Raw genomic sequence first — 25,521 nt, 5'->3', positions numbered from 1 at the left:
ATATCGATTGCAAAATGCAAGACCGAGAAATTCCAAATCACAATCTTACGAAACCGTAAGATTGCAATACCGTTTGTAAGAATAGGTACAGGCAGCCCTTTCTTTTCTGTCGTATCATTAGAAGCAAGGAGGGGTTAGCATGACCTTATTAAAAATTAAAAATCTTAAAAAAGTATATACAGCTCGGTTTTCAAATCAGAAGACAGAAGCATTGAAGTCGGTCAATTTCTCGGTGAAAGAAGGGGAGTTTGTCTCGATTATGGGAGAATCCGGATCAGGCAAGACGACGCTTTTGAATATTATTTCAACATTGGACGATGCAACGGGTGGCGAAGTCTACCTCGACGGAAATCCGCTATCGGCAATCAAAGACAAGGAAATTTCCGCATTCCGCAGAAATACGCTGGGCTTTGTATTCCAGGATTTCAATCTATTGGATAACTTCACCATCAAAGATAATATTCTACTGCCGTTGGTGTTGTCAAGAACACCGGTTGATGAAATGGAACGCCGCTTGATGCCCATTGTCAAAAAACTTGGTATTGAAACTCATATCAAAAAGTTCCCCTATGAAGTATCCGGTGGTCAGAAGCAGCGGGTGGCAGTGGCGCGGGCACTCATCACACAGCCGAAAATCATTTTGGCGGATGAACCGACAGGAGCGCTCGATTCGAAAGCTTCCCAGAATTTGATGGAAATCCTGAAAGGAATCAGCGAAATTGGCCAGACGATCTTGATGGTGACGCACAGCACGCGGGCGGCGAGCTATTCGAACCGCGTCCTATTTATCCAGGACGGCGCAGTTTACCATGAAATCTACCGGGGCGATCAAACCGCTGAAGAATTCATGGATCGCATTTCACAGTCTCTGAAGGTCTTGTCTGACCGAGGTGAGAAAGATGAATAACCGCTTCTTTTCTTCACTGGCGCTGCGCAATATCAAGTCGAACAAACAATTGTACATTCCGTATCTCTTGTCTTCGACAGCGATTATCATGATGCTTTATTTAATGGCGTCCTTATTGACGAATAAATTCGTTCAGGAACGTTCAAGTTCATTGTCGCCCTTATTTTTGATTGGAACCATTGTCATCGGAATCTTTTCGGTGATTTTCATCTTGTACACCAATAGTTTCCTTATCAAGAGAAGAAAAAAGGAAATTGGTCTTTACGGGATTTTGGGACTGGAGAAAAAGCATGTAGCCAAAATGCTGTTTTTCGAAACCCTTTTTACAAGTCTTTTGAGCATTGCGGCAGGGTTGCTAGCGGGATTGGTTTTCGGTCGTCTGGTCTTTATGATGCTGAATTATTTGCTGCGGCTGCCGACGGATATCACGTATTCGAGTTCTCCCATTACCGTTTTGGCAACAGTTGCACTGTTCATCATGATCTTTGGTATCACATTCCTTTATAATGTCAGCCAGTTTACTTTTGCCAATCCGATTAAATTGTTGAAAGGAAAACAGGAAGGGGAAAAGGAACCGAAAGGCTCGCTTATACTTTTCATCTTATCGCTGATTTTCCTGGGATGGGGATACGGAATTTCCTTGACGATTCCAGACCCGCTCAGTGCAATTTCCAAGTTCTTTTTAGCAGTACTGCTTGTTATCATTGGCACATACTTACTGTTTATTTCAGGCTCGATATTCATCTTGAAGGCTTTGAAGAAAAATAAGCGAATCTACTACCGTCCGGGCGCTTTTATTTCGATCTCGGGTATGCTATTTCGCATGAAGCAAAACGCAGTAGGCTTGGCGAATATCTGTATTTTGGCGTCGATGGTCATCATTGCGGTTTCCACGACGGTGACGATTTTTGTCGAGTCAGAGGAAACTTTGGAGAACCGCTTTCCATACGAGAACAATATGAAACTTTTTGGTGATCCTGAGAACTTCGATGAAATGAATTCCCGGTTTTTCAATCTCCAGGAACGGTTACGCGAGAAAACAGAAACAATGGGCCTTGAAGTGACGGAAATCGAGAGCTACCGCTATGAATCCTTATCCGGCGGACTGCAGGGAAATCAATTTGTCATTGACGGGAACCTTGCGGAACCGGAAAAGTCTATTAATATGATGGTCCTGCCGCTAGAAGATTTCAACAAAATGACTGGGAATTCGTATTCCCTGGCAGACGATGAAGCACTGTATTACCATTCGACAAAAACATACAGAGAAGATGAGCTGACAGTCGGAGATAAGACTTACCGACTCACTGAAGTTGACAATGAATTCAGTGAGGAAATGGATTTAACAGAATCGATGGCACTGGTCCTGCCTGATATTTCACATCTTATGAATATCCAGGCAGATTTTAAAAAACAATTTCCAGATACAAATTATTTTACTATTGATGCTGAAATAGGTTGGAACACGTCAGGCACTGAGGAAGAGAAAAATGAGTTCGCCGAACAGTTGAATGACGAATATGGTTGGGATGCAGGCGGCATGAATCTATACAATTCACGTCTTCTCCAGCGCGAGGAATGGTATAGCACGAACGGCGGATTCCTGTTCCTTGGAATTTTCCTAGGGCTGCTGTTTACCATCGGTACCGTTTTAATCACTTACTTCAAGCAAGTGTCTGAAGGATTTGACGACCGGGAGAAATTCCAGATCATGCAGAAAGTCGGCCTCGACAAGGAAATGATTCAGGAATCGACGCGTTCCCAGATTGTCTGGATGTTCCTTCTGCCGATTGTCATCGCTACGATTCATGTGAGTTTCGCTTACCCGATTGTAAGGAAATTGCTACTGATGTTTGGCGTCACCAATGAAACAACCTGGCTGATGTCGTTTATCGGAGTAGTACTCGCATTCGCGGCAATTTATTGGATGATTTACCGGGTGACTTCGAAAGTGTATTACAGTATTGTGAAGTAAAAACAAAAGAAAATAGGCTGTCCATGAGATAATCTCAGGAATTCCCATAACTTCTCATCTTCCTGTGAGAGTGAAAAAATGATTTCACGGGAGAAATTAGTCGACCAGAATTCAGAATAAGGAATTACCATATATAGATATTTAGATTACGTTAGAGTTAGATAGTGAATGTTAAAAGGGGATTGGGAGATGTGTGGATTTACGGGTTTTATTGGGAATACTGATAATGAGTTTAAAGTGTTAAAAGAAATGATGGACAGAATAGTTCATCGTGGCCCTGATTCTTCTGGAAAGTTTGTTGAAGATGGAGTTGCTCTTGGTTTCCGCAGATTAAGTATTATTGACTTAGAAGCAGGGAGCCAACCTATTTATAATGAAGATGAATCTATTGTTTTAATTTTCAATGGTGAAATCTATAATTTTATTGAACTCAGAGAAGATTTGGTTGCACGAGGACATGTCTTCAAGACCCATACGGATAGTGAAGTGCTTATACATGGATACGAAGAATATGGAACAGATTTGGTAGGGAAACTGCGTGGTATGTTTGCTTTTGTCATCTGGGATCGCAGCGAGAAAAAACTTTTTGCGGCACGCGATATGTTTGGCATTAAACCGTTCTATTATGCTCAAATGAATGGAACGCTTTTATTTGGCTCAGAAATCAAAAGTTTGATCCCACACCCTCATTTTCTAAAGGAATTTAATGAAAATGCATTGAAACCATATTTGACTTTTCAATATCCCGTTATGAATGAAACTTTTTTTAAGGGCGTATATAAATTGCCTTCAGCGCATTACATGACTTTCGAGAAAGGTCATGTTGAAATAAAACGATACTGGTCTCCGAAATTCAAGCCAAGTAATCAGCCATTGGAAGAACTGGTTGATGAAATCGATGATGTTGTTCGCGATTCTGTTATTGCCCATCAAATAAGTGATGTGAAACTAGGGTCATTCCTATCAAGTGGTGTTGACTCTAGTTATGTAGCCGCCCTTGTGAAGCCGGACAAAACATTTACAGTTGGTTTCAGTGATGAAAACTTTTCAGAAATTGATAATGCCAAAGAACTGTCAAATGAATTGGGTATTCAAAATATTAGTGAAATTTTGGACGCGGATACTTGTTTTAGCAAGCTGCCTGAGATTCAATATATGATGGATGAACCACATTCAAATCCGTCCATTGTACCACTTTATTTCCTGGCTGAACTGGCTAGCAATCATGTTACGGTTGTCCTGTCAGGCGAAGGTGCAGATGAACTTTTCGGTGGTTATGAGGATTATAAAACAGCTCCGGCATTGAAAAAATATAAAAAAATCTCACGACTTATTAGAAAACCATTAGGTGTAGTTGCAAAGTGGATGCCAGAAATGAAAGGGAAAAACTTCTTAATTAAGGGCGGACTTCCCGTAGAGGATTGGTTTATTGGACAAGCAAAAATATTTTCTGAAGAAGAGGCAACAGGCATAGTTAATTCAGACTATAGCAAATCTTTAAAAGTAAAAGAAATTGTTAAACCAATTTATGATCAAGTTAAGCATGAAGATGATGTGACCAAGATGCAATATCTTGATCTCCACCTCTGGCTTGTTGATGATATTCTATTAAAAGCTGACAAAATGAGCATGGCACATTCAATTGAATTGCGTGTTCCATTCTTAGATAAGGATGTAATGGCAACTGCTTCAAAGATTCCTTCCAAATATCGAGTGAATCATATTAACACAAAATATGCTTTTCGATTGGCTGCTGGTAGAGCCCTACCTAAAAAGTCTGCAAACCGTAAAAAAATCGGTTTTCCTGTACCAATTCGTCATTGGATCCGAACGGATAAATACTATCAGGAAATCAAGCAATATTTCACAGGAAATGCTGCAACAATATTTTTCAATCAAGCTAAAATAGTGGCACTTCTTGAAGAGCATTATCAAGGTAAGAAGAATAATGGAAGAAAAGTTTGGACAATTTTCATGTTCTTAGTGTGGTACAAAGTATACTTTGAATCCGATTCACTACCTTTTGTTGAAACCAATTCTGATCAAATCAAACAATTGACTAAAATTTAACATGGGGATACAATCCATTTAGTGAGCGTCCATGGGGTAAAAGTAAATATGATTGTTTACTTCTATTGGTATAAACAAGAAGACACCTCCAATTTGCTGTTAGCCATTTTGAGGTATCTTTTGTATTAGTATATGAAAAACAGAATAGTTTTCTGTACAAATAACGTTGCGAGAACATGATTGTTCTGAACAAAGAATCACCATTATTGGACACCATCGATCTGCTTTATTTCAGATAAGTGGTGTCTTATTTATGGAGATTTTAGAAGGGAATTATCGGTATTACATAAATACATAGAGATATTTCCGGGTTCCAAACACATAGAGATTCTGATAGAAAATCGTTAGAATCACCTTTAATTATAATTTCATATAGCCAACCTTACAATGTCTCTTAAGGAGATTCATTTTTGTTCCAATACATTGATAAACTCTCTTAAATAATCCGGAAGATCGGGTGGACGGCGACTTGATACGAGATGTCCGTCTATCACAACGGGCTCGTCATACCAAATCGCCCCTGCGTTTTCCATATCATCTTTAATTCCTGGTGTACTAGTAACTTTTTTACCTTGTAAAATTCTAGCCGAAATTAATACCCATCCTGCGTGACAAATTTGGCCAATCGGCTTTTTATTTGCATCCATATGTTGAATTAAAGAAATTACTTCAGGAAATCGTCGTATTTTATCTGGTGCCCAACCTCCTGGTACCAAAATCGCATCATATTCTTCTGGATTAATATCTCTATATGCTAGGTCGGAAAGGGCAGGTACACCGTATTTCCCAATATATTTTATTTTTGCTTCTTCTCCAACAAGATGAACAATTGCGCCTTCTTCTTGGAGCCTAAGAATTGGATACCAAAGCTCTAAATCCTCAAATTCATGATGCACTAGAGCAATAATTTTTTTCCCTTGTAATCGCATAATAAGACTCCTTTCGTTAAAAAATAGTGTGTTTTGCTGCTTTAATTAAAACTTGTAATCCGACAATGCTTGTACATTCAATGATCAACTTAAATGAATCAGACAAAGAAGTAGTTTAACATCTGACGTGTTTGCGTTTGAAACCAATTTTCCCTTTATCTACTTGCTTTTGAATATTTTCAGAAGCGACTATGAAATTGCTTTTTTTCTTGTCCAGATTGACTTCTACTGGGCCAACTGACTTTGCGGTATCTACCGCCTTATCATGGGACGGCAAATAAGAGACCCCTACAGTGTAAATGAAATTATTCATAGCATATTTAGTTCGTTCAGGAGAATCTTGAATCGTATTTCGTACAAGTTCAAGCATATTGTTAATTTTGCTTTCAGAAAATTCACCGTCCGGGCGACTACCCAAAAGCCAACAGTAACAATTCCAGCCAGCTGACATTCTCAGTTCCTCACCACTTGCGATCCATTTATCTGCTACTTCTTGTGCAATATCTGTTTCTGACAAGGTTACTGCAACCACATAATCGGACAGCATATAAAAATAAGCAGCATCTATCCATCGCTCAAAATCCGCTTCAGTCATTGCTTTTGGGTCCGCAATTATACCGGCAAAGTACATGGCATCATAGTTACCTGTGGTGTATAGTTGCTCCGCCAAAGGTTGATTTTTTTTAATTTTCTTGGCGATGGGCTTCATAGCACCTGTTGCCACGCCAAAAAATGGTTCTTGCGCTCCATTGGATCCGTACATTTTCTTTGTGCGATCCTTGCCGAGAGCTTCAAGTTCCTGCATAACCAATTCTAAATTCATTGTTTAACACTTCCTTTTTTGGAGTTTTTGCCATATACGACATATGTGAAGTGCTGCGTGATGCTAACGAATTAATATCCTTTCAGTGTATTTCATCTTTACCATATGGACAAGTAACAGAAAAAATTCCTATAACCTGAAGTGTTACTGAAAATAGGAATTCGGTTGTACTCTTATTTGATGCCTATTTCGGGAATCTAAAATTAAAGTGTCTATTTATAAATCATTTTATATTGTGTTGTATTTGTATTTCTTGAGTCATCATAATATTGTAAGTATCGTGTATACTTCATGAACAATTCCAACAAATACTGAGAAAGCATATTTTGCTTTTTCTCTATCAGCTCTTACTCTCCAAGCACGTCTTGTTTCGTCATATAGTTCAATATCTGTCATGTTATATCGGAACAAAAGATTTAAACGTTTTAAAACTACTGGTTCGTCTATTTTAACTTGCTGTCTTTCATAATGTGATATCAACTGATTCACTTCTACTCTTCCAAAAACACCACTTATGCCAACCACGGGCTCTATTTATTAATTTGTCTTTCCCTATTAAATCTATAATTGCTGCTGCAACTTTTAGAGCTGTATGATTATCTTCCATGCCATGTGTAAGAATTTTAATCTTAGGTTCTTTCCCACTATCCTGGATACGTTAAATATAGTCTTTTTTCTGATTCTTCGGTATCGGTTAAATGATTAAATATCCTCTTTAGAAAATTTCTGAACCATGATGACCACCTCTCACTTAACCTATACTTCTACATATTCTTTTTTCTTGCTGTACTATCCTGCTTTGGTGTTAATTTAATAACAGAATTGGCTATCTTTATATGACCACCGAACAATCAATTGTATTCTACAAAAGGTGAATATGCGTATCAATCTATAGCTGCCTACGGTTTAAAGGGGGTTACTCCAGTCAAACTAGGCTTTCAATACATTGATCAAAATAATTTATTTAATAGTTTTGATGAAGTGGATTAGAATATATTTCAATTTTAAATAGTGAATAGCTTTATGCCAAAGTATTTCATAAACTATCTCATTTCGATAGAAGATGCATCACACTATATAAAGAAGCGAAAATAGGGAATTGAAGCATAGACTATGAATTTTGACCTTACTTAAGGATTAGAGTATTCAATACGAACGAAATGTCGCCTTGAATTTCTTTCAGTGGCCTCTAACATGGAGAGGTTGTTTTTTAGTGGTCATGAATCCTCTATTAAAGAGCCGGAAATTAGGAGGTAATTTGTTAGTTGCCCGAATAGGACTGAAAGTTGCCCCAATCAGCACCAAAGTTGCCCCATTCAAAGCAAAAGTTGCCCCAATAGGACAAAGAAGGTGCTGTAATCAAAGGGAAAGTTGTCTATTCAGATGAATAGTTGACTCAAATAATTAAAAAGTAGTACTTCCTACTGAAGAAACCTTCGTCTTTAAACTTCATATGTTTCTTGCGATAGACAGAAGAATACATGAAAGTGTAAACATTCACGTTTGTTTCTGACCCAGGGACTGTAGCTTAATGGTATGTTGTAATTTCTGAGAGGTATTAGCATTTGAATTTCCTTCCACTGTTTAGATTGGAATAAAGTGTGTAATTGAGCACAATCTTATGCTCCTATCCATGCCTAGTATTGATAATGCTGGGGGGGATGGTGGAGGTTGATAGTAGTGCTGATTATGTGATTGATCTGCATAGTTTTGGTTATTGTAATGATTTATATATGGATGTGTATTTGAAATACTTTCATTGGCTTTGTCACAATCTCTAGGAGGACCAATATATGTTGATGGAATAACTGGAGCAACTGCTTTTTTCCATACACTTTCATCAATACAGTAAGTGTGAGCCATCACACTCGCAGGTGTTAATTTTAAAATATCTGAACCAAGAATTACCTCGGGAGTTGGAGCATTAAAAATAGCCAGTATATGTGTGTTATCGACAGCAGCAATTTCGTAATGCCACCAACCTTGAGGGACGTTTGCTACCTGACCAGGTGAAATGGGGTAATTTTGAGTTTGTTTTGTAAAAGGGTTCAGTAATGACACAATAACAGCTCCAGAAATACAGTAAACTAACTCTGCAGCATTTTGGTGGTAATGGGGCTCTACAACATTATTAGCACTGAGAAAAATATCAAGTAATGATACATTGTCTAATGTGTTTAATTGGTTGATGCCTAGTATATTAATAAAATTTTGATTGTCCTTCTTGAAAAGTGTGCTGTTATTAACATCAAAAGTGTACTGTGTTGTTGGTAAAGTGTAATCCATATTTGAACTCATAATAACATCCTTTCATTTAATCAATTCAAATGTACATAGTTAGAACATTTGATACATGATATGTAGGATTTCCATGTAAGGATGAGCTATTGTCATTTTTTTAATGAGTAAGGAAGTTTTACAGATAGAGAATATTAATACAACCAAAAAACATTTACTTAATCGATGGTTGCTTCAATAGCATCTGTTTTAACCAAGTAAAAGAATGATGATTTAGAATGGAATAGGGGGGATTCAAGAACTTAAACAAGACTGAAACATGTCAGGATTCAATTGCAGGATTTTCTACCTGTGAGCGAGTTTTCGTATTTGCAATATATATTAAGCGCAGTGCAATCAACATTAATATGATAGCTATGAAACGATTAAAATCAAACGAGACTTGCACGCCGCCAAACCAGCCAAAGTGATCGATTAACATACCCATCGATAGCTGTCCGATGACTGTCGAGATACTGGTTGCAATTATTCCGATTTTTGGGACCGCTATAATGGTCAAAAACAAGTAACCGACACCAAACCAAACAGCACTTAATTGCCACTTTGGTGCTTCTAGTATGGCAAGTAAATCACCGGTACCAAAAAACAAGATGACAACGGCGAGTAACAACGCTCCTGTGATAAATGTTAGGAATGTACTTTCATAAGTACCCGCATGCTTACTGAAAGCTCCATTTATTGATGATTGAGCACTTAATAAAATACCTCCTATAACAGAAGCCAATAATATGATAATAGACATGATATGACCTCCAATAATAATTAAAAGATGAGAAGTAATGATACAGCCATCAACGCAACAGCTGCTAGTTTTTCCTTATTTAGTTTTGATGTACGACTGCCTAACCATCCATTATGTTCAATGATCATACTCATCGCCATTTGTCCTACGATCACGCTGATCATTGCCAGACCAACGCCGACAATCGGAATGCTGATGACAAGAATGGTTAAATAGATAATGCCAAGTAGTCCTCCAGTTAGCTGCCACTTTGGCGCTTTAAATGTGTAGGACAGTGAACCCTTCCCTAGAAATAAAAGAACAATCGCAATGATAATGGTCCCAACGAAAAAGTTATAAAAGCTACTTTCTAGCTTGCCTATAGATTTTCCGAGTTCGCCATATATTGCGCCTTCTACACTTAGTGATAGGCCAGCTACTAATGCAATGATGTAAACCCAAATTTTCATATGTATTCCTCCTTTCATATCTATAATTCGAGTATCATCGATATGTCGACGATAAAAAAAGGGAGCCTAAAGCTCCTTTTTTATGAATTCCGCTATTTCTTGTATGCGTTCATCATTTCGACGGTAGTATGTCCATTTCCCATGACGCTCTGATTCTAAAAGACCAACCCTCTGCATCATCGTTAAATAATGCGAAACTGTAGATTGTGACATATTTGCTTTCTCTTGGATGTCACCTACACATACGCCCCCTTTTTCACTGATATTTTTCGCAAGATGTGCAGTCGTCTTATCGAAATGATTCATTGGATCTTTCAACCACTTCAACATATCTAATCTCGTTTCATTTGCTAACACTTTGAAAATCTCAATTTGGTTTTCCATAATTAAATACTAATCGATAATTCTCGATATGTCAATTCGTGTTTCACCAACATAAGTTTGGTACTCATGGATAGCCCTTCAAACCAAGGCTTTATTTATGATATTTTATGCTGTGGATATCCCTGATAATCTCAGTAAGGTGCTTTCAAGTATTCACATTCCGAAAAATTTACTACAGATAACACAGAGTCTTAGGGATACATAGCATATATATAAGGATATGTTTAAGATGTGATGGAGGTATGAATATGGTGAATTTTCAATCTTTTCGTGGTACTGTCACCATGATTAGTGAGTTTATGACAAGCGTTAATGGTGAAGGAGAAGGGTGTTATACATTACTGTCTGTAGATAACGGCTATGGCGATTTAGTGAACTTTGTGGTGTCACCGACTACTTATTTTGTAGACCATGTAATGGTAGCAGTAGGGGATAGGGTAACTGGCTATTACGATGGCAATGCACCTGTTCCACTTATTTTTCCACCACAGTATCGGGCACTTGTTATGGTAAAAGATAGTCCATATCAAAATGTGAAAGTAGCCTATTTTAAAAGCCAATTGTTGAGTAGTGATGGTCAATTAATATTAAATATTTCTCCGTACACTCAAATAGTAGGGACAAATGGGCAAGCCTTTACAAAAAATCCTGCAAACCGAAATCTAATTGTTATTTATGGTCCTACAACTAGAAGTATTCCAGCCCAAACCACACCATCTAAAATTGTTGTTTGGTGTGGATATAATTAACACGTTAATTATATTCATAGAATTTTTATTGCATTCCAAATCAACCCTAAGTATGTACAATTAACGGAAGTTTCTAAAAAAAATCGTGAGGTTTGGTTGTGTATGGATAAGTAAAGACGGGATAAAGAAGTTTATTCATAATATAAATCAATAAAAAGCCTGAAATTGCTTCAGGCTTTTTATTGTGGGAGTGTTTCTTCCTATATAAAAGGGAGGCAGACTAAACCTTCTGAATAGGAATATTATGGGTTTTTATGGTCGGTGTCCTTCGCATCTTGAACTATCCGGGATAGATTTGTTCAAGAAGTGATAAATAATAGCTTCCAATTATTATTATAATTTGAAGTCAATTCAATTATCCATGCTCCTTCTAGAGCAGCTCCTCTTTCCATTTTAAAAGAGGCTAAAATCGAAGAAACTTGAATTCGCATATATTCGGTTAAACTGTTAAAGGAAAAGTGAAATCTATCACTGATTATAGTTTATGAATTCAAAAATATTTATTGACATATATTAGTTGTTTATTGTTTAATGGAAAATGTAGGTATTTAATATACTAGGAGGTTTTTCATATGAACAAGAAAAAATTTACCAGGTTGATGGTTGTTATTTTAATTTCAGTAATATTCTTCAGCCAACTTTCATTAAAGGAAGTTAAGGCAGCTGAAGCAACTGTGCCGAAAGAGGAAACAACATTAACTATTTCATCTCCAGTAGAAGGTATTTTTGAATCCTCAGAACAAATTCATTGGTATAAAGTTAACCCAACTGAAGGTGAAATTACTGATTTTACCCATTTACGCATGAAGCTTCAATCTGAACAAGAGTTAAACATTATAATTTTCTCTAGTCTAGAAAATGCGATAGAAAATCGAGCATTTGATAGATACATGGGGTATTCATATCAAAATCAACCTGCTATCATTGATTTTCCAATTGCATGGGTTGGACCTTATTACATAAAGGTTGAATATTATGGTGAAGAAAATAGTGAGAGTGAAATAGAACAGCCGCAAAATCTGGATCCGGTTACCCCTTACACGATTAGCTATGATGGAGTTACACTCCCTCCAACTAATCCAGTTGCAGAAGGCACAGAAGAGTGCCCTGTGGAATTAAGCACTAAACAAAGAGAAAACGGCAAAAATATATTAAAAGATTTAAGAACGATCCGTGAAAACATTCTAGCAAAAACAGATAAAGGAAAAGATTTGTCTGCTATGTACTATAAAATGGCCCCATTCTTAAGCTCAAAAATGGTATTCAGTAAAACGCTAAGAGAAAACGTTTATAATGATTTAATGCAATTGAAGGGATTATTTACTGACGTTGCAGCAAATGGCAGTGCGAGTGCCTACAAAATTACAAAAGAAGATCAGAAATCAATCAACAATTTGTATGAAACTTCTCTAGAGTCTGTTCCAGACTTCTTAAAAGATCAAATCTTGAAAACTGGAAAGAGCATAGATATTTCGAATTTAACAAATAAAACGGTCTCTTCGATTCTGACAAAGGGAGGATTTGCTAAATCTAATGTAAGTAGCAATGAAAATCGTTTAATTGTTAAAATTAAAGATGGTAAAAAACTAAGCAACATCCTACCGAAAACAAAGTCATTTGGTATAGAGTCAATTACTCCTTTTGAAGCGAAGGGTTCAGTCTTCCCGAATATGTATGTGATGGAAGTCGGAGGTAGCTCATCTGATTTTAATGTATCATCCAATACTTTAAAGGCAACATCTAAACAGGTTTCAAAGCTTTCTGATGTGGAATTTGTTGAACCCGTTCAGCAATATCATGCATTATCAGCTGATTCACAATTTCCTTATCAATGGTCGTTAAAGAACGATGGAAGTAGTCTAGGAATACCGGATGCTGATATTCAATTTGAAAAGCTTCAGGAATTACTAAAAGGAAAGCAAATGAAAGATTCGATTATTGCAGTGTTAGATACCGGGGTTGATCATACGCTTTCAGATTTAAGTGGCAGTGTATTAGCAAATTCTGGCTATGATTTTATAAATAATAGCTCAAATGCAATGGATGGTAATGGCCATGGTACTCATGTTTCAGGCATCATTGCAGCTGAAGCAAATAATCAGTATTCGATGGCTGGCATCAATGCATACACTAAAATTCTGCCAGTTAAAGTGCTTGACGATAGTGGTAGTGGCGACACGGAACAAATTGCGTATGGCATTAAATATGCTGTGGACAATGGGGCTAATGTCATTAATCTTAGTCTTGGTGGATCGTACAGCAGGGTGCTCGAATATGCACTCAAATATGCAAATGATCATGATGTAACCGTTGTAGCAGCAAGCGGAAATGATGGATATGAAGAAATCTCTTATCCTGCATCTTCTCAGTATGCTATTTCAGTTGGAGCAACTAATCGTCTTGATATTGTTTCGGACTATTCCAATTTTGGAAGTGGACTAGACCTTGTTGCACCAGGTACAGAAATACCGAGTCTTATGCCTGATGGCAATGTCACGATTATGAGCGGAACCTCTATGGCTACTCCTCATGTGGCTGCAGTAGCGGGACTTCTTCTCTCGCGAAATTCAGAATTATTGCCAAGTGAAATAGAAAAGATTTTAACAAAAACTGCAAGTGACGTTACATTTGATGAGCAAGATAATCCGGGAGATGATATTGGGTATTATCCAATTGATGAAGAGGATCCTTACCCCATTGAAGAGCCTGTACCAGGATACGATAATGTTTCCGGCTGGGGGAGACTTGATGCGAACAGTGCAGTAAGTTATCTTGATAAAAAGGAAGTCTCAATGGAACGTATTTTCGGGACGGATCGTTATAAAACGGCAGTAAATGTGTCAACTAAAGGCTGGGATATATCAGACGTTGCGGTCATTGCGACAGGAAGAAATTATCCGGATGCATTAAGTGCAACACCGCTTGCCTATAAAAATAAAGCACCTCTTTTATTAACAAATACAAACGCACTTCCAGCAACTGTGAAGGCTGAGCTTAAACGTCTAAAAGTTAAAAAAGTAATATTAGTTGGCGGAAAATCTGCCATTGCAACTAATGTTGAAAAAGATATTATAGGATTAGGAATTACGAATATCTCAAGAATCAGCGGGGCAAATCGATATGAAACATCTGTCAATATAGCTAAACAACTTGGAAGTACAGATCAGGCAGTAGTGGTGACTGGTGAAAGTTTCGCAGATGCTCTTTCAATCGCACCAATTGCTGCATCACTTAAAATGCCGATTCTTTTAACGAAGAAAAATACACTTCCAGATTCCGTTAGCCAATATGTGAAATCTAGTAAATTTAAGCAGACTTTTGTTATTGGTGGGACATCTGTTGTTCCAAATAAGATTGCAAATGGTTTACCAAACCATAAACGAATCAGTGGTACAACTCGTTACGATACTAATAGTAGCATTATTACTTATTTTGCTAATGAACTTGATATGACCAGTCCGTTTATTGCAACTGGTTCAAATTATCCCGATGCATTGTCTAGCTCTGCTTTAGCAGCTGTTCAAGGCAATCCGTTGATTTTAACAAACCCATCTGTTGTTCAGCAAACAACGAAAAATACAATTTCTAAGTATGCTGATTTAGCTGAAAAATACTACATCATCGGAGGAGAAATTGCTCTGCCTAAATCGTTAGTTGAATCATTATTTGAATAACTTGTAACAAAAAAGCTTGTAGAGATTTTTCTCTACAAGCTTTTTTAGTGCGCCAAGGAGGAATGCTTAACGCACTTGCCAGGGACCCCGTTACTGTTATGAAGACCCCGTATTAATCTTCACTGAAGTCTGTGCAAATTAGTTCTGTTGTGTTTTCTTCTTTGATTAAAAAGTGAGTGTCTAGAAGCAAAGGATGGATCTGGTAAATCCGTTTTGTCAAAATTGCCATCAACTTTTGAAGTAACAACGATATAACGATCAACCTCTCTAAAGGACAATGTGTAAAATTGTATTTTAGGTTTGAAAATGTTGTTTTTAGACCATTTTTCTATTGCTTCAATGCTTAACATTTCCTTCCCTTCATCAAATACAAAGGCATCATTTGTAAAAAAAAATTTAAATTCATTGCCAGCTTGGTAAAATCGTGTGATCAAAATCATGTATGTTTTTACTGTTTTCGACAGGAAACGACAAATGTCTCGATGACGGTCAATAATAATAAAAGAAAAAAATTATTAAACAACACGAGGTGTGGTAAATTATTGGTAACTCTAATTAAACTATCCAAAAAATTCGATTTACATAGTAGAACTGATCAGAAGTTGTACGAACAAAATATAAAAGAAGTTTATGCAAGGATTTTTAATATGATAGATCAAATTCCTTAATTATATAGAGGTTCCTTTTTAAAAAAATCAAATGCCGAAATAGCTAAAATACAAGTAAACTTGATTCTATAGATCAGATGCAAGCCTAATTTTGTTTGCAACATACAGGTTTCGGTGAAAGGAGTAATAAAAATGAAAGTTAATTCTTTCTTTGCGTGGAATAATGAAAAATTAGACGAAAAAATTAATGAATTTTTATCTAGTAATGACGATATTGAAGTAATAGATATTAAATTCAGCAGCACCATGTTCTATTTTTCTTCTATGATTATTTATAAGAATCATAATTTTGATTAAATTATTACCAAGTACCGACTAGCGTTGCCATTCAGTAGTTGCAAGTAGTATGCGCCCTTTAAAGAAATTCAAGATTGGGTATCTTTTTATAAAGGATTTTGGAATGAAGGAATTGTTAAATTTAATCTAGTATTGGAGGAAAAAAATGAATTCAGATGTATCATTAGATTTTCAATTTACAACGTTAAAAAAGGTCCATTAGTTATTGGATTTGAGCCATGAAATTGATTCTTCAAAACGGTATAAGTGAATACATAATAAGAAATTTAGAAATCTTCGTCTACCATTAGTATAAGTTTGTCGATTCGAAAAAAATACAACCGATTCATTTGAAGTTTTACAAACATGGCAATAATAAATGTAGAGAATGGAGAGACATCACTATGAAGATAAATAGATTAATTGCGAACAATATTAACAAATTAGATGCCGTATTACCAGTGGATAAATCGATAGGAATTGCTGGATTGTCTGGATCTGGTAAAACATCTTTTTGTCAAACAATTGGTGAAGAATCCAAGAAGCGTCTCGTTTCCTTATTGCCAAAGGCTGAATATCAGTATTTATTTTCTACTATTATGGAAACGAATTTCAGTGCCATTAAGATGGAAGAAATTCCTTTAGTCCTTTTTCTAGGTAAATCATCAATCTCTGCCAATCCGCGTTCAACAATTGGCACACATACTGGCGTTTTTAAAGAGATTCGTGTAACACTTGCCGAAAAATTTAATCTTTCTCCAGAAGTTTTTTCATTTAATAATGAATTAGGCTGGTGTCCTGCGTGTAAAGGACGAGGTACTACCAAAAATGTCGAATGTAAAAAGTGTGAGGGCAAGCGCTATAATCCAGAAGTTGAGCAATATAAAATAGAACTATTAGAGCAACCACATAGCATTTCCGATATCAACAACTTAAACATTGAATCGATTCTATCCCTTGGAGAAGAATTACATATTAGTGAAACGAAACAACATATACTTAAAAATATTATCAATATGAATATTGGTTACTTAACATTAAATCGCATTATGGGTACATTGTCAGGTGGAGAATTAACACGACTTTACTTGGCAGAATTCATGGCAGCAAGTGAAAATACCGTTATTATTATTGATGAAATCTCCGTGGGTCTTGATCACCAAACACTATTGAAAATTTTAGATCAGATTAAACAATTAGGCTATAAGAATCAAATTTGGCTTATTGATCATTCCGACACAGCGCTCAATACAACCGATGAGCAATTATTCTTTGGACCGGGAAGTGGAAAATATGGAGGGGAAATTGTGGATGAATCACCACGTCCACAACCAATCCTTTGGGAACGAAACCAGGCAATGCCAACAGAATACTATCAATTTCATGATCTTTACTGTCGTAATATTCAAATGGCTGAAATTCAGATTCCCAGAAATAGACTTGTAACCTTTACTGGTGAGTCTGGATGTGGAAAATCAACTCTAGTTAATGAGTGTATAGCCACAGATTTTCTGAAGCGATATCCTAAAGATAAACTGGTAATGGTGGGGCAAAATCGAAACCAATCGATTACTAGTCGATCAACTGTTGCGACTTTTCTTGATATTAAAAAGAGACTTACAAAATATAGTGAAGATATTGATGATATTTTTCAGAGCTCAATTGAAGATATTATTGAAGAACTACCAACTCAAGACATCGCTCATAAACGCTTGAGCTTATTAATAAAACTTGGACTTGGTTATTTGACATTAGAAAGAAAGACACAATCGTTATCAACTGGTGAATATCAATGCGTTCATTTAGTTTCGGAGCTGTTTGCAAACTCAAAAAATCCACATACGCTTTTTATTTTTGACGAGCCTTCAAAAGGTTTATCACAAAATATTTTAAACCAATTCATTGATAGTATTCGGGTCATTTTGCAAGATGAAGCCGTCTCAATCCTAATGATTGAACATAATGCTTATATGATCGAAAGCTCTGATTTCATCGTTGATTTTGGTAAAAGACAGCTTGCACCTGTTCAAAATCTTGATGTAGTCAATTATGATGATTTTTATCGTCAAAAAAGTAGTTCAGATAGAATTGACCCATTGCGTATTTCGTCAACACTCAAGCAGCAAAATGGCATTACCTATTTAAAAGATAATCATATCGAGTATTTTAAAGATGCAGAAAACATCTATAAGGGCGGTATTTTAAAAAGCTTATCACCAATGGCCCGGGTGATTTATGGTGAATACGAATCTGAAACTATTGCACCAGTCATCGCCATTGATCTGGAACGGCATTTGTATAGTCAATATAGTTTTCTTTATGAAATTGGAGGTTTGATCAACCATATTGTGGCGGCGCATCCGACCAATAAAGATACAAGTAGCTTCGATTTCTATTTTCAGGAAAATCATTGTCCATGCTGCTCGGGTCGCAGGATGATTGAAAAATTTGATATTGATGTTGTGATTTTGGACAAAACCGTGCCATTCTGGGATGGCCAATTGCACCCAGACGTGATGGAAGTATTAAAATATTATCAATATCCAAAATTGCAATTCCTCTTTGATGAGATTAACAATGAACTCGGTCACGATATTAGTAAAAGCTTTAATGAGATGTCAGCAGCAGAAAAACATACCTTTTTATACGGGTATTGGGAAAAGTCGTTCTATGATAAAGCAGGCAAGGCGTCAAGAACTTGGGAAGGCTTTAACCTCATCATTGGGCGCTATATGTTTATATCAAAATCGATTATTAAAGAGCATATGAAAGTATCCAAAGAAATGATTACCTGCCCTGTCTGTCAAGGAACCGTGCTAAACCATCATAAAAAGCTCAAATTTAGTAACACAGATATTCGTGAGATTATTCATCAGTCGATTGATCAAGTTCTGAAAACAGTAGGGGAGTTACCAGAACTTGAAAAATTGAAAACCATTGTTGGTGGCGATATGACTTTGACACAAGACGTCTCCCTGTTACCTAGGGAAACACAAGTCGCTCTGAAAATGCTTGAACTGGAGCAGGCAAGCTTTGCCCACTATGAAATGGTTTTACAAAATGTCCTGCCTTTCTCTGATAGTATTAGCGGTAATTTGGAATCCATTAGCATGAATAACCGGATCACCATCTGTGATTTTGCCAATATCAACGAAACGAGAGAAACCATCATTGATCAGTATTTCACTAATGGAAAATACAAAAAACTAACGTATGTATATGAAGCGTTTGGTTACAAAAAAATTGTCACCCAAGTTAATAAAATTAAAAAAAGCCAACCATGTCCATTCTGTAAAGGCAAGAAAGTTATATCAGAAGATAATTTGCATGATGGCGTGTTTAAAGTAACAATTCCATGTGTGAGTTGTTATGAAAGTGGTATTAATGAAGAGGGTCTTATGGATATTATTGAAGGTATAGAAGTAAAACAATGGTTAACTGGAACAATAAGTGATGTTGTTGCTGGTAGCTTAAATATTGAGGCTGTTGCAGATATTCCAATTTTTAATCGTATTCGTCAGTTAAATAAACGAGATATGATGGCGGTTTATCAATGCCATGAGCAAAATGATTAAATCATATAGTAAAACAAAGCTAGATGTCATCTAGTGATAGAAAACTCATTTGCAATAAGAGGGATGTTCTTTCTATGCATTATGAAACTTTATATTTAGTCCGTTAGTATTTATAAATTAGCAAGTTTTTTAAAAAAGGTGGAATCAAGATGAACTGTAATCAATGTCAAAACGAAATGGTAAAAGATTGTAATGTTAATGTTGAATATGATACGCCAGGAATTAGAATAAGTAAAAAAAGTGGAAGGGACTTTACAATAATGTATCTGCAAAATCAAAAGCAGCCGTTTGTTCAAATTGTGGTTATGTAGCTTTATATATTGATGAATATAAAGAATTCAGTGAGTAGTATGCGAATGTAAAAATTGATTATAGTCATTAATAGATAGGAAAACATTAAATATGAGGAATTACCTTTAGTCGTTGAGTTATGTAAGAAGTGAGACCATAGTACTATAATGAAAAAAAGGCATTGGATTTAAATCCAATGCCATTATATTTTCAATTATTAATTGTAGGAATTGCTTTTATTCATATTTTCAAAGGATACATGGTGATTCTATATTGGCATAGATAAAGAAGTTCAATTTTTAAGAAAGGAGTGACCAACAAGGAGTAATTATGATCATTCACTACCATAACATAAACAATATCCCGATTACTCTGTTGTTAGACTGATTGGCACAGCGTTTTGTATATGTTTAATGTATCTGTACCAGAAACGAAAAATACTCATTCCATGTCTAAACTTTGTGTACTAATTTTTCTCATTTTATGCAATGTGTGTGCTGTTCCCCATTCATGCATAGCTATTAAAATAGGTTCTAAGCTTTTTCCATATTCCGTCATCGAATACTCTACTTTTGGAGGTACCTGGGCATACACTTTACGTGTAATAATGTCCTCATCTTCCAAATCACGCAATTGGTTAGTTAACATTTTTTGAGTGATTCCAGGCACACTTCGTTTTAAATCGCTGAATCTTTTCGTTCCTTCCTTCAAAAGGGTTAATAAAATTATCGGTTTCCACTTCCCCACTAATATCCCAAGAGCATCGTCTACTTTGCATAATTCTGGCTGAATGTCCATCTTCATTTCCTCCTAAGTATCCTTTTGTATACTATACCACTTAAAAGTATGTACTTACATTAAATGTTCTTACGACTTATACTAACGATATAAGTAGGTAATTGAAGGGGGATAAGATGAATGGAAAATTATAGAATTGATCAAAGTGAAGGTTTAGAATTTGGACTTTATACACTAGGGGACCATATCCCACATCCACTTACAGGAGAACGCATTTCTGCACAGCAGCGTATTCATGAAATCATTGACTTAGCAAAACTAGCGGAGCAAGTAGGCATTGATTTTTTTAGTGTTGGTGAAAGCCATCAGGAGTATTTTGCGACGCAAGCGCATTCAGTTGTGTTAGCAGCCATTGCCCAGGCGACTAGTAAAATTAAAATCGCCAGCTCTTCCACAATCATTAGTACATCCGATCCAGTTCGAGTGTTTGAGGATTTTTCGACGATTGATTTGATTTCGAGGGGGCGTGCAGAGATTATTGCAGGCCGTGCTTCGAGAATTGGTCTGTTTGATTTATTAGGCTATGACGTACGTGACTATGAAGAGTTATATGAAGAAAAATTTGAGTTGTTATTAAAGATTAGTAAAGAAGAAGTAGTCAATTGGAGTGGGGATTTCCGTGCTCCATTAAATAACGCGAGAGTGATACCGCGTCCCCAAAACGGTTCAATGCCTATTTGGCGTGCAGTTGGAGGGCATGCTGCAAGTGCGATTAAGGCTGGCAATGCTGGTGTCCCAATGTTCCTGGCCACTTTAGGCGGACCTGCTACAAGTTTTAAGGCAACAATTGATGCTTACCGGGAGGCTGCAAAGAGAAGTGGGTTTGATACAGCGACCCTTCCGATAGCAACAGCGGGCTTTTTCCATGTTGCAGAAACCACTCAGCAGGCACAAAGCGAGGCATATCCTCACATTAACCAAGGAATGCAGTTAATAAACGGACAGGGTTATCCGAAGCAACATTTTGCACAAGGGGCAGATTCGCGTGATGTGATGAATATTGGTAGTCCACAGCAAGTCATTGAAAAAATACTCTATCAACATGAGCTATTTGGTCACCAGCGTTATATCGCGCAAATGGATTTTGGTGGTGTGCCATATGAAAAACTAGTAAAAAATATTGAGCTCATTGGTACTGAAATTTTGCCAGCAATTAAAAAATATACAGCGAAAAAATAAGAGGTGCTTAACATGAAAATTGTCGGTTTGTCTGGTTCAATTGTGGGGTCAAAAACACGCACTTCCATGAACTATATGGTAAAAGATCTCATTAAGAAATATCCAGACGTTGAAGTGACTTTATTAGATTTAGCAGACTATCATGTTCAGTTTAGTGATGGACGCAATTACTTGGAATATGAAGGCGATACGGGATTCGTGACTAGAAAAATTATGGAAGCAGATGCGATTATTATGGGGACACCTATTTTTCAAGCATCTATTCCAGCGACATTAAAGAATATTTTCGATTTACTACCGGTTAATGCATTTCGCGATAAAGTCGTGAGTATGCTAGTAACAGCTGGATCACCAAAGCATTATTTAATTGCGGAGCAACAGTTAAAGCCGATTTTGGCTTATATGAAAGCACAGATTGTCCAAACGTATGTATTTATAGAGGAAAAAGACTTCCAGCGTAAGGAAATTGTGAATGATGACGTCTTATTTCGAATTGAGCGTTTAGTTGAGGATACGGTTGTGTTAACAAAAACGTATACAAAAATGCGAGAAGCAAAAGAAGCGACATATGATTTTTGAAACAGAAGTAAAAAGGAATTCTTGAAAAAACTACTATTCCTGTTAAAGGGAAGAGTTCTAAGATGGGTGCCACCTATCAACGACCCCTGTTAATCTAGTAGATTTATGTAACCTTATATGTTCCATTAATAAATAATATCAAGTCGCCAATTGTACCAACACAAAAAAACACAAAGTAATAACTAGCAATAGAAATTTCCTTATTAAACAGCTCTTTAACTGCCTGAATGAACAAGTTATTAAACTTAAACCAACTTAAGATCCAACCGATTAAAAGAAAACTTACAATCATCATGTCTTGTCCCCCGCTCTTGAAAATATGAATTTTGTGCATTCTATAGTCTATCATGTATGCCCACTTTATGGTGTTGCTTCGCGCTATTAATTCATTGGTAATGACAGAAGCATTTAAGTAGTCCATGGAACAGAAACAATCATGAAAATTTTTGACCGAGGGACGCTGATGATTCAGTAGGGTTGTGATTTCATATGATAACCATGCTTACTAGTCAATCCTTCGATCAGTGAGTTTATGTCAAATACTCAATAATAGATTCAACACTACTCCAAAAGCACGTACACTTGACGACTTTGTCATGTGTACGTGCTTTTGCATTTTCTAGAAGAACTATTGCGTCCCTAGTAAAGGGGAAATAAGGAAAAACAAGCATTCTCACTATTTCTCCCTCCTTTTCGTCAATTATATCTGTTTATGTGTTTAAGAATAGTGACTGGTTGTGGTATCACGCAAGATAGTATTAATTCTATAAAGAAAAAGTAGATATGAGATTACTGCCTATTTATTCCTTAAATAGAAAACATATATTATACCAAGCGGAAAGTTTTTTAGTCTACTAGTTTAGAATTTTTATCTAGGACAAGAAGTGGATGTGAGATTAAATAGAAAAGGAGCGTACCTACTTTGATTACAAAAGCAATTCAAAGGAGGAAGCTGTAAAAAGTGACGTGGTTGAGAATTTTTTTGTGATAGGAATTTTAGTTTCTAAGTCTGATAGGAAGTTAAAAGAGTCCCTTAATAAGTTGAGTGACATAGGGGGAATCTATACAAAAGGTCAGGTAGCAGCTTTTTCACTTGAAGGAATAAACCGTGATAACCAAATGATTAAAGGGTATTTATACAATGAAGGAATGTGGAACCCATCAACTTTTTCGATGCCTGATGCAATTATTAATCGAGTCTCTTTAAATTGTAAATGGGAAAGTTTTTTTAGAAAAACAGTAGGTAGAAGAATGATCAATAATTTACATTTAATAAATGGGAAATGTATAAATGGCTGTCAACCAATTCAAATCTAAGCAAACATTTACCGATCACGCGATTAGTTAATAGTCTTCAAGATATTATCGGTTTTCTTGGAAAATATATTGAAGGAATTATTAAACCTATTAATGGAAGTTATGGGGAGGATATTTTTAAAGTTTCTAAGCAAGCAGTAAACTTTAAAGTGGACACTAGTCTTTATCAGAAGGAGAAAAAAATTCATTATATTTAAATCAAGAAGAGTTAGAGGTTTTCTTTAAACCCAAATGCAAAATGAGGAAATATATTATTCAACAGGTGATCGATTTATATGTTGGAAATAGTCCAATTGATTTTAGATTAATTATGGTAAAGGATGGTATGGAAGACTGGAAGGAATTAGGTATAATCGCTCGAAAAGGTAGTGAAAACGGAATCGTGAGTAACATAGGTTTCGTGAGAAGTGGAAATTTAGCATTTCAAAATTTATTGTCAATATCAGATAATAAAGCTATTGAAATCAGAAAAAAGATGACACAAGTCTCTTTAGATGCTGCTAAGGAAATGGAAAACTACAGAGGGTGTAAGGGAATTTAGGGAATTTGGGAATTGACTTGGGGTTAGATAGGAATCAACATCTATGGATCATTGAAATAAATCATCGAAATCCAGGGCATCGAATGGCAGTCGATGCTGGAGAATATGGAATTTATTCTAATTCAACTATATTATTGATGGATTATGCACACAAGTTAGCAGAAAGGGGGAAAGAGTCTTGTATATAAAATGGATAACAAGCGAGGAGATAGATGAAATTTATTTTCCAACAAATTTCCAAGGAGGGGAAATGGCCATTTCTGGAAAAATTAATTTTAACTTCGGTTCCTGGGAAAAACAACTAACTGTGCAATTCTTAGACGAACTTTCTGATGATGTAATTGGCCTTTCTAGAAATTTAAGAGACGAGGTCTTCATTCCTGATGACCTATTTTATGAAATAAATACTACAGATAACTGACGATAAAAATATAGCAACACAGGTGGAAGTTATAGGTAGTCACCCGATAATAGAAAGTGTATTAAAGAGGAATAGAAAATATATAATTCAGCAAGGAGTTCCTGTAAAGCATGATTCTAGAAATGTTGATTTTCGGATTTACATGCAAAAAGATGAAACAAAACAATGGAAGTGTACTGGGTTAATTGCTAGATTTGCTAAACCAGGGAGCATTACTACCAATTTGCATCATCTTGACTATATACTTCCTGGAAAAGAAGCTCTTGAGAAACTTTTCAGTCTAAACCAACATGATTTAGAGTTACTAGAACAAAAGATTATAAATATTTGTAGGGATACATGCTAGGCTCTGGATCAATATGGTTGCTTTGGGGACCTAGCAGTTGACTTTATCCTAGATAATAATTTACATGTCTGGATATTGGAAATGAATAATAGGTATGGATATAGGAGTTTCTCTATAATGGAAGATTCAACATTATATGGTGAAATAATACGAAATCCATTTCTTTACGCAAGCGCATTAGCAGGTTTTAGTATTGAAAGTAATGATGAACTAGAGAAAAGTAAGGAAATATGTGGTGAACTAATTGTCGAAGAACCCTTCGGTGTTGATTATTCACCTCAATCGTATAGATTAGATGAAGAAATCCAGTAACTAAGAGTGTTACTGGATTTTTTCTTTAAGATTGCTTCAAAAAAAAGAGGCTGAAATGGCTGTCCCTAATTTCAGCATAACTTTATCAATAACTGATAGTTATTAGGAGTTTTTTGTGGGCACCTGATATGTTAGATAGATAGATGGCACAGTTAAAAACCTTAAAGTCGTTCGAATTTCGAGGGCACTGAACGAAATGTCTCCTTTTCTTTCATATT

The 25,521-nt window shown here is 36.1% G+C and carries 24 protein-coding genes and 2 pseudogenes; 16 read left to right on the top strand and 10 right to left on the bottom strand.

The annotated features are described in order from the left end of the window. Positions 1–139: 139 nt before the first annotated feature. From E2636_RS16195 to asnB, 3 genes are all read left to right on the top strand, one after another. Complete coding sequence (locus tag E2636_RS16195; protein WP_134211142.1) at positions 140–907, top strand: ABC transporter ATP-binding protein; 768 nt, start codon at positions 140–142, stop codon at positions 905–907. After that, positions 900–2,882, top strand: a complete 1,983-nt coding sequence (locus tag E2636_RS16190) for an FtsX-like permease family protein (RefSeq protein ID WP_134211141.1) — start codon at positions 900–902, stop codon at positions 2,880–2,882. The genes E2636_RS16195 and E2636_RS16190 overlap by 8 nt, the downstream gene beginning before the upstream one ends. A gap of 189 nt (positions 2,883–3,071) precedes the next feature. Then, positions 3,072–4,952 (top strand): asparagine synthase (glutamine-hydrolyzing), encoded by a 1,881-nt coding sequence (gene asnB / locus E2636_RS16185; protein ID WP_134211140.1) that lies wholly within the window; start codon positions 3,072–3,074, stop codon positions 4,950–4,952. A 404-nt stretch (positions 4,953–5,356) separates the two neighbouring features. On the opposite strand, the gene E2636_RS16180 is transcribed toward asnB, so the two are convergent. The 7 genes from E2636_RS16180 to E2636_RS16150 form a co-directional block, all read right to left on the bottom strand. Next, positions 5,357–5,881 (bottom strand): type 1 glutamine amidotransferase domain-containing protein, encoded by a 525-nt coding sequence (locus E2636_RS16180; protein WP_134211139.1) that lies wholly within the window; start codon positions 5,879–5,881, stop codon positions 5,357–5,359. Between the two features lie 115 nt (positions 5,882–5,996). Next, positions 5,997–6,704, bottom strand: a complete 708-nt coding sequence (locus tag E2636_RS16175; protein WP_134211138.1) for a DNA alkylation repair protein — start codon at positions 6,702–6,704, stop codon at positions 5,997–5,999. A 261-nt stretch (positions 6,705–6,965) separates the two neighbouring features. After that, a complete protein-coding gene (locus E2636_RS16170; protein ID WP_134211137.1) occupies positions 6,966–7,193 on the bottom strand; it encodes a hypothetical protein in 228 nt (75 codons plus the stop codon). 1,095 nt (positions 7,194–8,288) lie between these two features. Further along, a complete protein-coding gene (locus E2636_RS16165; RefSeq protein ID WP_134211136.1) occupies positions 8,289–9,002 on the bottom strand; it encodes a cupin domain-containing protein in 714 nt (237 codons plus the stop codon). 262 nt (positions 9,003–9,264) lie between these two features. Beyond that, a complete protein-coding gene (locus tag E2636_RS16160; protein ID WP_134211135.1) occupies positions 9,265–9,744 on the bottom strand; it encodes a DMT family transporter in 480 nt (159 codons plus the stop codon). Positions 9,745–9,764: 20 nt separating this feature from the next. After that, a complete protein-coding gene (locus E2636_RS16155) occupies positions 9,765–10,193 on the bottom strand; it encodes a DMT family transporter (RefSeq protein WP_134211134.1) in 429 nt (142 codons plus the stop codon). Between the two features lie 66 nt (positions 10,194–10,259). After that, on the bottom strand, positions 10,260–10,577 hold the full coding sequence (locus E2636_RS16150; RefSeq protein WP_134211133.1) for an ArsR/SmtB family transcription factor: 318 nt from the start codon (positions 10,575–10,577) through the stop codon (positions 10,260–10,262). A 248-nt stretch (positions 10,578–10,825) separates the two neighbouring features. Here E2636_RS16150 and E2636_RS16145 point away from each other — a divergent pair, with 248 nt between their 5' ends. Further along, a complete protein-coding gene (locus E2636_RS16145) occupies positions 10,826–11,326 on the top strand; it encodes a hypothetical protein (protein WP_134211132.1) in 501 nt (166 codons plus the stop codon). Between the two features lie 572 nt (positions 11,327–11,898). Next, entirely contained in the window at positions 11,899–15,000 is a 3,102-nt protein-coding gene (locus E2636_RS16140; RefSeq protein ID WP_134211131.1) for a cell wall-binding repeat-containing protein, read from the top strand. 119 nt (positions 15,001–15,119) lie between these two features. Here the strand turns inward: E2636_RS16140 and E2636_RS16135 are convergent, their stop codons facing one another. Next, positions 15,120–15,440, bottom strand: a complete 321-nt coding sequence (locus E2636_RS16135; protein WP_134211130.1) for a hypothetical protein — start codon at positions 15,438–15,440, stop codon at positions 15,120–15,122. Between the two features lie 360 nt (positions 15,441–15,800). Here E2636_RS16135 and E2636_RS19120 point away from each other — a divergent pair, with 360 nt between their 5' ends. The 3 genes from E2636_RS19120 (at position 15,801) to E2636_RS19115 (ending at position 19,830) form a co-directional block, all read left to right on the top strand. Then, positions 15,801–15,965, top strand: coding sequence for a hypothetical protein (locus tag E2636_RS19120; protein WP_166669555.1), 165 nt, complete (start codon positions 15,801–15,803; stop codon positions 15,963–15,965). 383 nt (positions 15,966–16,348) lie between these two features. After that, entirely contained in the window at positions 16,349–19,519 is a 3,171-nt protein-coding gene (locus tag E2636_RS16130; RefSeq protein ID WP_134211129.1) for an ATP-binding cassette domain-containing protein, read from the top strand. 149 nt (positions 19,520–19,668) lie between these two features. Continuing rightward, positions 19,669–19,830 (top strand): hypothetical protein, encoded by a 162-nt coding sequence (locus E2636_RS19115; protein ID WP_166669554.1) that lies wholly within the window; start codon positions 19,669–19,671, stop codon positions 19,828–19,830. Between the two features lie 421 nt (positions 19,831–20,251). Here the strand turns inward: E2636_RS19115 and E2636_RS16125 are convergent, their stop codons facing one another. Beyond that, positions 20,252–20,608 carry a winged helix-turn-helix transcriptional regulator gene (locus E2636_RS16125; RefSeq protein ID WP_134211128.1) on the bottom strand — a complete coding sequence of 119 codons (357 nt, stop codon included), beginning with the start codon at positions 20,606–20,608 and terminating at the stop codon, positions 20,252–20,254. Between the two features lie 120 nt (positions 20,609–20,728). On the opposite strand from E2636_RS16125, the gene E2636_RS16120 reads away from it, so the two are divergent. Together E2636_RS16120 and E2636_RS16115 are read left to right on the top strand one after the other, a co-directional pair. Beyond that, positions 20,729–21,787 (top strand): LLM class flavin-dependent oxidoreductase, encoded by a 1,059-nt coding sequence (locus E2636_RS16120; protein WP_134211127.1) that lies wholly within the window; start codon positions 20,729–20,731, stop codon positions 21,785–21,787. Between the two features lie 12 nt (positions 21,788–21,799). Beyond that, on the top strand, positions 21,800–22,366 hold the full coding sequence (locus tag E2636_RS16115; RefSeq protein ID WP_134211126.1) for an NADPH-dependent FMN reductase: 567 nt from the start codon (positions 21,800–21,802) through the stop codon (positions 22,364–22,366). Positions 22,367–22,469: 103 nt separating this feature from the next. Here the strand turns inward: E2636_RS16115 and E2636_RS16110 are convergent, their stop codons facing one another. Further along, entirely contained in the window at positions 22,470–22,715 is a 246-nt protein-coding gene (locus E2636_RS16110) for a hypothetical protein (RefSeq protein WP_134211125.1), read from the bottom strand. 692 nt (positions 22,716–23,407) lie between these two features. Here E2636_RS16110 and E2636_RS19465 point away from each other — a divergent pair. From E2636_RS19465 to E2636_RS19675, 6 genes and pseudogenes are all read left to right on the top strand, one after another. After that, the gene (locus tag E2636_RS19465) at positions 23,408–23,683 is read left to right on the top strand and encodes a hypothetical protein (protein WP_243840680.1); all 276 of its coding nucleotides are present in this window, start codon (positions 23,408–23,410) and stop codon (positions 23,681–23,683) included. Then, a complete protein-coding gene (locus E2636_RS19460) occupies positions 23,650–23,880 on the top strand; it encodes a YheC/YheD family protein (protein WP_243840679.1) in 231 nt (76 codons plus the stop codon). Before E2636_RS19465 ends, E2636_RS19460 begins: the two co-directional genes overlap by 34 nt. A 38-nt stretch (positions 23,881–23,918) precedes the next feature. Then, a pseudogene (locus E2636_RS19455) lies at positions 23,919–24,224 on the top strand (YheC/YheD family protein); the annotation flags it as partial. A gap of 5 nt (positions 24,225–24,229) precedes the next feature. Next, the gene (locus E2636_RS19450) at positions 24,230–24,412 is read left to right on the top strand and encodes a YheC/YheD family protein (RefSeq protein ID WP_243840677.1); all 183 of its coding nucleotides are present in this window, start codon (positions 24,230–24,232) and stop codon (positions 24,410–24,412) included. Beyond that, positions 24,403–24,645 carry a hypothetical protein gene (locus tag E2636_RS16100; RefSeq protein ID WP_134211124.1) on the top strand — a complete coding sequence of 81 codons (243 nt, stop codon included), beginning with the start codon at positions 24,403–24,405 and terminating at the stop codon, positions 24,643–24,645. The genes E2636_RS19450 and E2636_RS16100 overlap by 10 nt, the downstream gene beginning before the upstream one ends. A gap of 22 nt (positions 24,646–24,667) precedes the next feature. Further along, a pseudogene (locus E2636_RS19675) lies at positions 24,668–25,303 on the top strand (YheC/YheD family protein). Positions 25,304–25,521 lie beyond the last annotated feature (218 nt).

This window comes from Paenisporosarcina antarctica, from assembly GCF_004367585.1.
Classification (GTDB): Bacteria; Bacillota; Bacilli; order Bacillales_A; family Planococcaceae; genus Paenisporosarcina; species Paenisporosarcina antarctica.
The sequence above is the reverse complement of the archived record's forward strand: the minus strand, read 5'-3'. Positions and strand labels throughout refer to the sequence as shown.

What these genes read in the sequence shown, in the direction of transcription:
- E2636_RS16180 (WP_134211139.1), bottom strand. Translation starts at nt 5,881, where the DNA reads ATGCGATTACAAGGGAAAAAAATTATTGCTCTAGTGCATCATGAATTT.
- E2636_RS16150 (WP_134211133.1), bottom strand. Translation starts at nt 10,577, where the DNA reads ATGGAAAACCAAATTGAGATTTTCAAAGTGTTAGCAAATGAAACGAGA.
- E2636_RS16125 (WP_134211128.1), bottom strand. Translation starts at nt 20,608, where the DNA reads ATGGACATTCAGCCAGAATTATGCAAAGTAGACGATGCTCTTGGGATA.
- E2636_RS16120 (WP_134211127.1), top strand. Translation starts at nt 20,729, where the DNA reads ATGGAAAATTATAGAATTGATCAAAGTGAAGGTTTAGAATTTGGACTT.
- E2636_RS16190 (WP_134211141.1), top strand. Translation starts at nt 900, where the DNA reads ATGAATAACCGCTTCTTTTCTTCACTGGCGCTGCGCAATATCAAGTCG.
- E2636_RS19460 (WP_243840679.1), top strand. Translation starts at nt 23,650, where the DNA reads ATGTATAAATGGCTGTCAACCAATTCAAATCTAAGCAAACATTTACCG.
- E2636_RS16165 (WP_134211136.1), bottom strand. Translation starts at nt 9,002, where the DNA reads ATGAGTTCAAATATGGATTACACTTTACCAACAACACAGTACACTTTT.
- E2636_RS16140 (WP_134211131.1), top strand. Translation starts at nt 11,899, where the DNA reads ATGAACAAGAAAAAATTTACCAGGTTGATGGTTGTTATTTTAATTTCA.
- E2636_RS19120 (WP_166669555.1), top strand. Translation starts at nt 15,801, where the DNA reads ATGAAAGTTAATTCTTTCTTTGCGTGGAATAATGAAAAATTAGACGAA.
- E2636_RS16135 (WP_134211130.1), bottom strand. Translation starts at nt 15,440, where the DNA reads ATGATTTTGATCACACGATTTTACCAAGCTGGCAATGAATTTAAATTT.
- E2636_RS16110 (WP_134211125.1), bottom strand. Translation starts at nt 22,715, where the DNA reads ATGATAGACTATAGAATGCACAAAATTCATATTTTCAAGAGCGGGGGA.
- E2636_RS16155 (WP_134211134.1), bottom strand. Translation starts at nt 10,193, where the DNA reads ATGAAAATTTGGGTTTACATCATTGCATTAGTAGCTGGCCTATCACTA.
- E2636_RS16130 (WP_134211129.1), top strand. Translation starts at nt 16,349, where the DNA reads ATGAAGATAAATAGATTAATTGCGAACAATATTAACAAATTAGATGCC.
- asnB (WP_134211140.1), top strand. Translation starts at nt 3,072, where the DNA reads ATGTGTGGATTTACGGGTTTTATTGGGAATACTGATAATGAGTTTAAA.
- E2636_RS16115 (WP_134211126.1), top strand. Translation starts at nt 21,800, where the DNA reads ATGAAAATTGTCGGTTTGTCTGGTTCAATTGTGGGGTCAAAAACACGC.
- E2636_RS16175 (WP_134211138.1), bottom strand. Translation starts at nt 6,704, where the DNA reads ATGAATTTAGAATTGGTTATGCAGGAACTTGAAGCTCTCGGCAAGGAT.
- E2636_RS16160 (WP_134211135.1), bottom strand. Translation starts at nt 9,744, where the DNA reads ATGTCTATTATCATATTATTGGCTTCTGTTATAGGAGGTATTTTATTA.
- E2636_RS16195 (WP_134211142.1), top strand. Translation starts at nt 140, where the DNA reads ATGACCTTATTAAAAATTAAAAATCTTAAAAAAGTATATACAGCTCGG.
- E2636_RS16145 (WP_134211132.1), top strand. Translation starts at nt 10,826, where the DNA reads ATGGTGAATTTTCAATCTTTTCGTGGTACTGTCACCATGATTAGTGAG.
- E2636_RS19115 (WP_166669554.1), top strand. Translation starts at nt 19,669, where the DNA reads ATGAACTGTAATCAATGTCAAAACGAAATGGTAAAAGATTGTAATGTT.